Source organism: Synechococcus sp. R55.7 (assembly GCF_047461955.1).
In the GTDB taxonomy this organism is placed as follows: domain Bacteria; phylum Cyanobacteriota; class Cyanobacteriia; order Thermostichales; family Thermostichaceae; genus Thermostichus.
The window spans coordinates 1-9,826 of record NZ_JANSIC010000095.1 but is presented as its reverse complement, the minus strand read 5'-3'; the positions used below and the strand labels follow the sequence as shown (position 1 = coordinate 9,826).

Annotated in this window: 11 protein-coding genes; 8 read left to right on the top strand and 3 right to left on the bottom strand. The window is 59.8% G+C overall.

Annotated elements, in window-relative coordinates:
- The coding region (locus NW820_RS06740; RefSeq protein WP_414407046.1) for a hypothetical protein at nucleotides 1–230 on the top strand (230 nt) is incomplete at its 5' end.
- 40 nt (nucleotides 231–270) lie between these two features.
- Here the strand turns inward: NW820_RS06740 and NW820_RS06735 are convergent.
- Complete coding sequence (locus NW820_RS06735; protein WP_414407045.1) at nucleotides 271–1,176, bottom strand: cation diffusion facilitator family transporter; 906 nt, start codon at nucleotides 1,174–1,176, stop codon at nucleotides 271–273.
- 135 nt (nucleotides 1,177–1,311) lie between these two features.
- Here NW820_RS06735 and NW820_RS06730 point away from each other — a divergent pair, with 135 nt between their 5' ends.
- Both NW820_RS06730 and NW820_RS06725 read left to right on the top strand, forming a co-directional pair.
- Entirely contained in the window at nucleotides 1,312–2,718 is a 1,407-nt protein-coding gene (locus NW820_RS06730) for a UDP-glucose dehydrogenase family protein (RefSeq protein ID WP_414407044.1), read from the top strand.
- 24 nt (nucleotides 2,719–2,742) lie between these two features.
- Complete coding sequence (locus tag NW820_RS06725; protein ID WP_414407043.1) at nucleotides 2,743–3,690, top strand: UDP-glucuronic acid decarboxylase family protein; 948 nt, start codon at nucleotides 2,743–2,745, stop codon at nucleotides 3,688–3,690.
- A 49-nt stretch (nucleotides 3,691–3,739) separates the two neighbouring features.
- Here the strand turns inward: NW820_RS06725 and NW820_RS06720 are convergent, their stop codons facing one another.
- On the bottom strand, nucleotides 3,740–4,120 hold the full coding sequence (locus NW820_RS06720) for an ArsR/SmtB family transcription factor (protein WP_414373502.1): 381 nt from the start codon (nucleotides 4,118–4,120) through the stop codon (nucleotides 3,740–3,742).
- Nucleotides 4,121–4,247: 127 nt separating this feature from the next.
- Here NW820_RS06720 and NW820_RS06715 point away from each other — a divergent pair, with 127 nt between their 5' ends.
- The 4 genes from NW820_RS06715 to NW820_RS06700 all read left to right on the top strand — a co-directional run bounded on the left by NW820_RS06715 (nucleotide 4,248) and on the right by NW820_RS06700 (nucleotide 8,039).
- Nucleotides 4,248–4,964 carry an MBL fold metallo-hydrolase gene (locus NW820_RS06715; protein ID WP_011433521.1) on the top strand — a complete coding sequence of 239 codons (717 nt, stop codon included), beginning with the start codon at nucleotides 4,248–4,250 and terminating at the stop codon, nucleotides 4,962–4,964.
- Between the two features lie 143 nt (nucleotides 4,965–5,107).
- Nucleotides 5,108–5,590: a DUF29 domain-containing protein gene (locus tag NW820_RS06710; protein WP_414352140.1), complete on the top strand. Its 483-nt coding sequence runs from the start codon at nucleotides 5,108–5,110 to the stop codon at nucleotides 5,588–5,590.
- Between the two features lie 56 nt (nucleotides 5,591–5,646).
- Nucleotides 5,647–6,228, top strand: a complete 582-nt coding sequence (locus NW820_RS06705; protein WP_414407042.1) for a rhodanese-like domain-containing protein — start codon at nucleotides 5,647–5,649, stop codon at nucleotides 6,226–6,228.
- Nucleotides 6,225–8,039 carry a SulP family inorganic anion transporter gene (locus tag NW820_RS06700; protein WP_414407041.1) on the top strand — a complete coding sequence of 605 codons (1,815 nt, stop codon included), beginning with the start codon at nucleotides 6,225–6,227 and terminating at the stop codon, nucleotides 8,037–8,039. The genes NW820_RS06705 and NW820_RS06700 overlap by 4 nt, the downstream gene beginning before the upstream one ends.
- On the opposite strand, the gene NW820_RS06695 is transcribed toward NW820_RS06700, so the two are convergent.
- A complete protein-coding gene (locus tag NW820_RS06695) occupies nucleotides 8,017–9,276 on the bottom strand; it encodes a hypothetical protein (RefSeq protein ID WP_414407040.1) in 1,260 nt (419 codons plus the stop codon). The two genes, NW820_RS06700 and NW820_RS06695, sit on opposite strands and share 23 nt — an antisense overlap.
- Nucleotides 9,277–9,512: 236 nt before the next feature.
- On the opposite strand from NW820_RS06695, the gene trxA reads away from it, so the two are divergent.
- The coding region (gene trxA, locus NW820_RS06690) for a thioredoxin (RefSeq protein WP_414407039.1) at nucleotides 9,513–9,826 on the top strand (314 nt) is incomplete at its 3' end.

Sequence of the window (9,826 nt, the reverse complement as noted above, 5' to 3'; positions counted from 1 at the left end):
CCACCCCTATTAAAGCCAAGCAGGGCAAGGGATGCAAGACCCGTTTGCGAGGGATCCGGAAAAAAGGGGGCAAAAAGAGTTTCGGCGAGGGGGTTTTGGGGCCGGAAAGCCTTGTGGCACAAGGCGTCGAGGGATCCGACGAAAGAATGGGCTTTTCCGAGATTTTGAGGGACGCTCGCAGAGGCGTTGATACCGTTTTGGTGTTCTTTTGGAAACATCAGGATCCCTGAGCCTTGGCTGGGTCATCTGTTGGCAGGTGGCAAGCTCTCGCTAGGGTCGTTCGATATGGGAGCGGGGCTCCAGGTGGATGAGGATCCGCGCCGGCCCGTAGCGCCCTTGCAGGAGGTGTTCGACTTCCTCAGTGAGGCGGTGGGCGGACTCAATGTCCTGTGGCTCCACCACCAGGTGCATCTCGATAAAGACCATTTCCCCTGGGATCCCGCGGGAAGTGATGTCATGGCAGTCGAGCACGCCTGGCACGCTCAGGATCAGATCCCGCAGGGCCTCGGCAGGGATCGCCACCCGGTCGGTGAGGTAGGGAAGATTCTCCTGCAGCACTTCCCAGCCGCTTCGGAGCACCAGCAGCGCCACCGGCAAAGCCAGGGCTTGATCCAACCAAGGGATCCCCCAATAATGCATGCCGGCCAACCCCAGCAACACCGTCAGCGTCACCCCAACGTCGCTGAGGGTATGGCGCGCATCGGCCAACAGCAGCGAGCTGGACAGAGCTTTGCCCCAGCGGTGCTCGTAGAGGGTGACAAAGACATTAATGCCCAGCACCCCCACCATCACCCCCAAGGTTAGCTCATCGATCTGCAGGTGGGGCTGGGGCTCCCAAAACCGCTCCACGGCTGTGCGCAGGATCTCCAGGCTGGCCATCCCCAAAAAGGCGGCGATCCCCAGCGCTCCAATGGCTTCAAACTTGCGATGGCCGTAGGGATGGTCGTCATCGGGCTCTGGCGAAGAAAAGCGCACGGCCACCAAGCCCAAAATGTTGCTGGCGCTGTCGGTGGAGCTGTGCAGGGCATCGGCAATGAGGCTCAGGGATCCCGTCGTCAGCCCCAGGATTAACTTGATCAGAAACACCAGGACATTTAGCCCTAGCGTGACGTACAGCACCCTCTGCACTTGGCGCTGACGGCGGCTGGCTATGGCAGCAGAATCCAGAAAGCTCACTGCAGCTCGGGCGGGGATCCACAGATATCCTGCTTTATTCTGTCACCGACCTCAATAGGGGTAAGGGAGGGTACCCTAAAAGCAAGCTGCTAAGGCTTAGTCAAGTGGCCGCCGATTGGGGAGCGAACTCTGAGTATGCACGTTGCTGTGGTAGGCGCTGGCTATGTGGGCCTGGTAACAGGGGCTTGCCTGGCTCACCTAGGAAATAGCGTTATCTGTGTGGACAACAACCCCGCCAAGATTGAAGGGCTGCAGCGGGGTCGCCTGCCCATCTACGAGCCCGGCCTGGAAGAGCTGGTGCGGGAGGGAACTGCGGCGGGTCGGCTGCACTTTAGCACCGATCTGGGCTCTGGGATCCAGGCCAGCGAGGTGGTGTTTATTGCCGTGGGCACCCCGGCCCTGCCCAGCGGGGATCCCGATCTGCGCTACGTGGAAGCAGTGGCGCGGGAAATTGGCCAGCATCTGGACGAGCACTATCGGGTCATTGTCAACAAATCCACTGTGCCCATTGGCTCTGGGGACTGGGTGCGCATGCTCATTTTGGACGGGGCCGCCGAAGCCGCCAAGCAGCGGCTGAGCAGCCGAGAAGTGGGGAGAGATCCAGAGGCCAGATCCCTGACCTTGGAGCTCTCGCCTTGGACGCCGCAGTTTGACGTGGTGAGCAACCCCGAGTTCCTACGGGAGGGCAGTGCCATCCAAGATACCTTCTACCCGGATCGCATTGTGATTGGCTCCAACAGCCCCCGCGCCATTGAAATCATGCGGCAGCTGTATGAACCCATCCTCAACCGCCAGCAGGGCCTGCAAGGGGATCCCGTGCCTTTGCTGGTGACCGACCTGGCTTCTGCCGAAATGATCAAGTATGCCGCCAACGCCTTCCTGGCCACCAAGATTAGCTTCATCAACGAAATGGCCAACATCTGCGAGCGCACCGGCGCCGACATCACCCAGGTGGCAGAAGGGATCGGCCTAGATAGGCGCATTGGCCGCGCCTTTCTCAACGCTGGCATAGGGTGGGGCGGAAGCTGCTTCCCCAAAGATCTGGCGGCTCTTATCCAAACCGCTGCTGACTATGGCTATGAGGCCAAGCTGTTGCAGGCCACGGTGGAGGTTAACCGAGAACAGCGGCAACGTTTGGTGGAAAAGCTGCAGCAAGCCCTCAAGGTGCTCAAGGGTAAAACCGTTGGCCTTTTGGGCCTCACGTTTAAACCCCACACCGACGACCTGCGGGATGCCCCTTCCCTGACCTTAATCGAGCAGCTCCACCGCCTTGGGGCAAAGGTGAAGGCGTATGATCCCGTTGTGTCCGCTTCAGGGATGCGGGAGGGGTTGGCCCATGTGGTGGTGGAAACGGATGTGTTTCGCCTGGCCCAAGATTGCGATGCCCTGGTGTTGGTGACGGAGTGGCCGGAGTTCTTGTCACTGGATTACCGACGGATTGCAGAGCTGATGCGGCGGCCCTTGCTCATCGATGGCCGTAACTGTCTGGATCGGGAGGCGGTGCGGCAGGCGGGCATAACCCTCATTGGAGTGGGCTGGTAGGTGCTGGGGAAATCAGGGGAAATCATGAAGATCCTGGTTACGGGTGGCCTGGGATTTATCGGATCCCACTTGGTAACCCGCCTTCTGCAAGAAGGCCACTGGGTCATTTGTCTGGACAATGGCTCCACAGGCCGGCAGCTCAATGTCCAAGCTCATCTGGACAACCCAGCCTTTCAGTTCATTTGGCACGACGTTGCCGAGCCCCTGCCGCCCGCTTTGGCAGAGGCCGGGATCCAGCAGATCTACCACCTGGCCTGCCCCGCTTCTCCCCCCCACTACCAAGCGGATCCCATCCGCACCATCCGCACCAGCCTCTGGGGCACCTACCACCTGCTGCAACTGGCCCAGAAAACGGGAGCGAGGTTCCTGCTGGCCTCGACTTCAGAAGTGTACGGGGATCCCCAAGTGCATCCCCAACCGGAAGACTACTGGGGCCACGTCAACCCCATCGGCCCGCGGGCCTGCTACGACGAATCCAAGCGCTTGGCGGAAACCCTCACCTTCGACTGGCAGCGGCAATACCAGACGGAGATCCGGGTGGCCCGCATCTTCAACACCTACGGCCCCGCCATGCGGGAGGACGATGGCCGCGTGGTGAGCAACTTTATCGTCCAGGCCCTGCGCGGGGATCCCCTGACGGTCTATGGGGATGGATCCCAGACCCGCAGCTTTTGCTACATCTCCGACCTGGTGGAAGGCTTGATCCGGCTGATGAACAGCCCCTACCCCGGACCCTTTAACTTGGGCAACCCAGAGGAGTTCACGATCCTGGAGCTGGCCCAGCAGGTGCTCGCCCTCACCGGCAGCCCTTCTCCTGTTGTTTACCGGCCCCTGCCAACAGATGATCCCAAGCAGCGGCGGCCCGACATTCGCAAAGCCCGCGCCCTCTTGGGTTGGGAGCCTCGGATCCCGCTGCAAGTTGGGCTGCAACAGACCATCCCTTACTTTCGTCGGCGGCTGGGGCTGGACTAATCATCAGGTGCTCCCGACAACCCCAACCCGTTTGAGAACCATTTTCGCCTCAGCTCGATTGACCTGGGTGAATGGCTGCCAGCGGCTCCAGTTGGCGGGCTTGCTGTTGTAGCCGACTCACCAACTGCCGACATACCACTTCGCACAGCTCAAAGCACATGGGATCCGCAATTTGGTAATAAACACTCACCCCCTTGGGCTGACGGCTGACGATCCCTGCCTGCGCCAAGATTTTCAGGTGCTTGGAAACATTGGCCTGGCCCATGCCGGTGGCTTCCAGAATCTGGGTTACATTCTTCGGCCCAGAGCGCAGCTCACACAGGATCTGCAGCCGGCTGGGTTCCGCCAAAACCTTGAAGTACTCCGCCACGCTGTTGAGAACCTGCGGCGTCAGGATTGTGCGACACTCATTCACATCCGCTCTGCTCACCGGCTTTCTCCCATCAACAAACCTGCTTGCGCCGTTCGTCAACTTGATTTTAACACTAGATAGTTATATAGTATTCCTAGAAAGTCCAAGTTCACGTCGGGCTTTCGATACCAGACAGGAGGGCACTATGCTATTTCGCCAACTGTTCGACGCAGAAACAAGCACCTACACCTATTTAATCGCGGATCCGGCAACTCGCGAGGCCGCCCTGGTGGATCCAGTGCTGGAGCAGGTGGAGCGGGATTTGAAGCTGATTCGGGAATTGGGTCTAACCTTGAAGTACTGCCTGGAAACCCACGTTCACGCGGATCACATCACGGGAACCGGGAAGCTGCGGGAACTGACCGGTTGCCAAGGGGTGGTGCCAGTACAGGCCAAGGCTCAATGTGCAGATCGTTTCATCGGTCATGGGGAAACGCTGCAAGTGGGATCCGTCGTCATTGAAGCCATCGCTACCCTGGGCCACACCGACAGCCACATGACCTACCGCGTGAATGGGGATCGCGTCCTTACCGGAGATGCCCTGCTGATCCGCGGCTGTGGGCGCACGGATTTCCAAAGCGGGGATCCCGGCCTGATGTACGACCATGTTACCCAGCACTTGTTTACGCTGCCCGATGAGACGCTGGTCTATCCTGGCCACGACTATCGCGGGCACACCGTCTCCACCATTGGCGAGGAGAAGCGCTGGAACCCGCGCTTTGTGGATCCGGAAACGGGCAACCTGCGTTCCCGTGAGAGCTTCATTGCCCTGATGAACAGCCTCAACCTGCCCCAGCCGAAGAAGATCCAGGAAGCGGTGCCGGCCAACGAGCAGTGCGGCCAAGTGGCAGCAGCGGTTTAATTCCTTCTGGGCAGCGAGGTGCAGGGTAAGCCCCCGCCGGCTGGGGAGCCCATGTGAAACTCCGATGGTGAGGGCCCGCTGCTCTGGGTAACCTTCTCTCAATTGGCTTGCCAGAAATGGAGAGTTTGAGCGTGGATCCAGAAATGGAGAGTTTGAGCGTGGATCGAGAAAGTCTCTATGAGAGCGATTTCTACGCTTGGATCCAGCAACAAGCTCAATTTCTGCGGGATCGGGCCTGGGAGAAGCTGGATCTGCCCAATTTAGTCGAGGAGATTGAATCGTTGGGCAGGCAACAGCGGCAGGAACTGCGAAACCGACTTGCAGTTTTGGTTGGGCATCTCCTCAAGTGGGAGTACCAGCCAGAGGGGAGATCCGCAAGCTGGCTCCTCACCCTCCAGCTGCAGCGGCAGGAAGTTCTGGAGCTTCTTGAAGAAAGCCCAAGTCTCAAGCCCTATTTGCCAGAGGCCATCTCCAAGTCTTACTTGGGAGCGCTGAAGCTGGCCCTGGAGGAGACCAAGCTGCCCAGAAAGATTTTCCCCAAAACCTGCCCTTATTCCTCAGAGCAAATCCTGGATAGCCGGTTTTACCCCGGTGAGCCCAGTCATTTGCTTGAGGAGGGGGATTAATCCCAAAAATCGCTGCATTTTGCATTTTAGACAACGCTAGAAGCAAGGAGACAACCATGACCGTAACCCAACAAAACCCTATCCCTTCCGCTTCGCAAGAACGGGATCCCCGTCTCAAGGAGATCGATGCCCTGACCTTAAAACAGTGGCTGGATCAGGGGCGAGTCCAGCTCATTGATGTGCGGGAGCCGGGAGAATATGCCGATGAGCGGATCCCGGGGGCTATCAACCTGCCCCTCTCCACTTTTGATCCCGCCAAAGTGCCCGCCTCTACGCCAGAAAAGCCAGTGGTGTTGCACTGCCGCATGGGCAGCCGCTCCATCCGCGCCGGTTGTCAGTTGCTAGACCGCGGCTGGCCGGAGGTGATTAGCCTCAAGGGCGGGATCGAGGCTTGGAAAGCGGCCAAGCTGCCCGTTACCCGCACCCAAAATGCGCCCATCTCCATCATGCGGCAGGTGCAGATTGCAGCGGGATCCCTGGTGCTCACCGGAACCCTTCTGGGGGCCTTTGTCAACCCCTGGTGGCTGCTGCTGAGTGGCTTTGTGGGCGCTGGGCTGGTGTTTGCGGGTGTAACCAACACCTGTGGCATGGCTCTGCTCTTGGCTCGCATGCCCTGGAACCGAGGTCAGGCGCTATGAGTGGGATCCCTTCTACTTCCTCTTCGGGGCAAGGGATCCTGGCGCGGTACCTGCCCTTTGCTAAGGAGTCCCTTTGGGTCTTCCACTATCAACGATCAGATTTGCCGGGAGATCTGATCGCCGGCCTTGTGGTGGCCATTCTGTTGGTGCCCCAGAGCATGGCCTATGCCCTGTTGGCCGGGTTGCCCCCCCAAGTGGGCCTGTACGCCAGTATTTTGCCGGTGATCGTCTATGGACTACTGGGATCCAGCCGCGCCTTGGCGGTAGGGCCAGTGGCCATCATTTCTCTTTTGGTGGCGGCAGGGTTAGAGCCCCTGGCCGGTCGCGTCAGCGGGACGGAGTCCTTGCCGGGCAGCCCAGAGTACGGGCAGTTGGCTTTAGGCCTGGCCTTGGAAGTGGGTTTGATTCAAGGGGCGATGGGGTTGTTGCGGCTGGGGTTTTTGGCCAATTTCTTAAGCCACACGGTGGTGACTGCCTTTGGCAGCGCGGCGGCCTTGATCATCGGCTTCAGCCAGCTCCGCCACCTCCTGGGGGTCAAGATCGCCAATACGGAGTCCTTCTTGCTGTTGGTGCAGCGGCTGTGGCAAAGCCTGGACAAGGTGAACTGGGCAACCTTTGGCCTAGGGCTGCTGGCCGTATCCCTGCTGGTGTACGCTCAGCGAAAGTTGCCCCACCAACTGCGGCGTTGGGGTGTGCCTCCAGGTTGGGCCTTGATTTTGACCAAGGGGGCACCGCTAGCGGCTGTGCTCGTGACCAGCCTGTTGGTCTGGGGCCTAAACCTCTCGGAGAGGGCAGGGGTATCCGTTGTTGGCTCCATTCCTTCCGGGTTGCCCCCCTTGGGCTTTCCCTCGTTGAGCTGGGGACAGTGGACAGCGCTTCTGCCCACCGCCTTGGCCATCAGCTTGGTGGGCTTCACGGAAAGCTATGCTGTGGGGCAGTCCTTGGCCAGCCAGCGGCGGCAGAAGGTGGATCCCAACCAAGATCTGGTGGCTTTGGGGGCAGCCAACTTGGCAGCAGCCTGCAGTGGCGGCTATCCGGTAACGGGAGGCATCAGCCGGTCGGTGGTGAACTTTCAAGCAGGCGCCAACAGTGGCCTGGCCTCCCTAATCACCGGCCTGTTGGTGGCTTTGACGGTCATCTGGCTGATGCCCCTGTTCACCTTCTTGCCCCAGACCACCCTGGCGGCCATTGTTCTGGTGGCGGTGCTGGCCCTGGTGGATTTTCACCCCCTGCTGCAAAGCTGGCGCTACGACCGTGGCGATGCCCTGGTTTGGTTGGTAACCTTTGCCAGTGTGCTGGGGATCGGAGTGGAGCAGGGGATCGGAATAGGGGTGTTAGTCTCCATCCTGCTCTTTCTTTGGCGGGCTAGCCGTCCTCACATTGCCATCGTGGGTCAGGTGCCCGGTACGGAGCACTACCGCAACGTGCAGCGCCATGAGGTGATTACCGATCCCCGTATCTTGGCAGTGCGGGTGGACGAGAGCCTGTTTTTTGCCAACGCAGCCTACTTGCAGGAGTATCTGCTGCGAGAGGTGGCGGCGCGACCCACAGTGGAGCAGGTGCTGCTCGTTGCCAGCGCCATCAACTTCATCGACGGCAGCGCTTTGGAAGTGCTGACCCAGTTGGTGGAACGTTTGCAGCAGGCAGGGGTGGGCTTTGCCATGGCCGAGGTGAAGGGGCCGGTAATGGATCGCCTCCAAAAGGCTGGGTTTGTGGAGAAAGTGGGCGCTGAGCGCTTCTTCCTCTCCACTCACCAGGCGATGCAAGCCCTCGGATCCCAGCAGAGCCTCAGTCAGGTGTCATCTTCCTGATCAGCACAAGGGGGGTTTGTTCAGCGGCATTGCCGGCGGGGTTTTTGCGCAGCGCCTGCTTCACCAGGGATCCCTGCACCCCGGAGGTGGCGGCCAGGAGCTTCACCTCTCCCAGGTCGTTGGCATCCACGATGGCCACTTCGTAGCCCGTCTGCCGATGCAGATCCCCCACCAACTTGGCCGGATCCCGCGGCCCCAGCACGATGAACTGGTCATAGGGAGGCAGGGTGCCAGTAACGTCGTCGATGAGATCGGCCTGCTCCCCCGCCAGGGCATAAAAGACCCCCGGGATCCCCAGCAGTTTGGCCAGGGATCCCACCACAAAAGCCCACACCACCCGCCAGGCCCCGGAGCAGTCGATCAAAGTCTGCATCCCGTAGCAGCTTGAAAGACTGGTCTTGGAGGGGAAGAAGTAGCACAGGGTGCGGGCCAGCCAGCCGGGTTGGACTTGGAGAGGATGGCGAAAGTTGCCCTGCACAATGGCCACGGCACTCTCGGAAATAGCCACCACATCCCCAGGCTGGACGTGAGGGCCTACATACCGCCGTAGCACCTCGGCCAAGTCATCGCTGGGGGTCAGTAGGTGGGTGGGAACGGCGGCCCAAAGGAGGGATCCCTGCTTCTGCCAGTTCAGCTCTGGCAAGGGATCCACCTCCTGCAACGGCAGGATGAGATGGCTGGTCTTGAGGGTGCGCCGCTGCCGCCCGTACTGGATGTAGTCCAACTCCAGCCAGGCAGAGCGCAAATGGGCCAGCCCTTCCCCCTTCAGCTCGATCTCAACCTCTAGGCCAGTCTGGTTCTGGGGGGTGATGATGTAGGCCTGCCAGTAGTTGTCTTGGCGGGGGGGAAGATCCGGATGGCGAGAGCGCAGGCGTAGGCGGGTGTGAATGCCTTCTAGGGATCCGGCGCTGAGCAAATGCAGTCGCGGCTCCACCTGGGCCAAGGTGACTTCCAAAAGGGGGTTGAGGTTGCGAGCCACAAACTCCGCTTGAATGACCCAGTGCTCGGGGGTGTGGCGGCTGATGCGCCAGCCTTGGGGCTCCACCACCAGGTGATCGGCGGGGCGGGTCTTGAGCCAGTAGAGCAAGCTGCCCAAACTCAGCAGCAACCCGGCCACTACCTGAGCCCAGCCCCAGGGATCCCACAGCCAACGCCAAGCCCCCCATAGGCTGAGTCCTACCCCAGCCAGCACTGCAGCCAACACGCCACGATTCACCATGCTGCTACTTGTTGCCATCGGGATCCCACTCCTCAAAAAAAGACAAGTGCTTAAGCCCTGCTAAAGTCTGCCCCTTTGTCCACCACAACACCCTAGACTACGGGTACGCTCTAGCTCTTCTCCTGAACCCTAGCCATCCTACCGGGAAACCGAAGCAGGCTGCGGCGAGATCTCCACACCAATTTTTAATCTCAAACAGTTAGCTTACAAATAGATTTCATCTCAGGCTTTTCAGAACACTCTGGGAGTTTCCTATGGCGCACAAACAGCAATTCAAAAGTTTTGCCGACATGATTCAGGGATCCAAAACCCCGATCCTGGTGGATTTTTATGCTTCCTGGTGCGGCCCTTGTCAGGTTATGGCGCAAGTGTTGGAGCAGGTAAAACCTCAGGTGGGGGATGCGGTTACTTTTGTGAAGGTTGACACCGAAAAGTACCCAACCATCGCTGCTCGCTGGGGCATTCAAGCGGTGCCAACGCTGATCCTCTTCAAAGATGGGAAGCCGATTGACCGCATTGAGGGGCTGTTGCAGCCGCGGGCCCTGTTGGAGCGGTTGCGGGCGCAGGT

What these genes read in the sequence shown, in the direction of transcription:
- NW820_RS06695 (WP_414407040.1), bottom strand. Translation starts at nt 9,276, where the DNA reads ATGGCAACAAGTAGCAGCATGGTGAATCGTGGCGTGTTGGCTGCAGTG.
- NW820_RS06730 (WP_414407044.1), top strand. Translation starts at nt 1,312, where the DNA reads ATGCACGTTGCTGTGGTAGGCGCTGGCTATGTGGGCCTGGTAACAGGG.
- NW820_RS06710 (WP_414352140.1), top strand. Translation starts at nt 5,108, where the DNA reads ATGGAGAGTTTGAGCGTGGATCGAGAAAGTCTCTATGAGAGCGATTTC.
- NW820_RS06705 (WP_414407042.1), top strand. Translation starts at nt 5,647, where the DNA reads ATGACCGTAACCCAACAAAACCCTATCCCTTCCGCTTCGCAAGAACGG.
- NW820_RS06725 (WP_414407043.1), top strand. Translation starts at nt 2,743, where the DNA reads ATGAAGATCCTGGTTACGGGTGGCCTGGGATTTATCGGATCCCACTTG.
- NW820_RS06715 (WP_011433521.1), top strand. Translation starts at nt 4,248, where the DNA reads ATGCTATTTCGCCAACTGTTCGACGCAGAAACAAGCACCTACACCTAT.
- NW820_RS06700 (WP_414407041.1), top strand. Translation starts at nt 6,225, where the DNA reads ATGAGTGGGATCCCTTCTACTTCCTCTTCGGGGCAAGGGATCCTGGCG.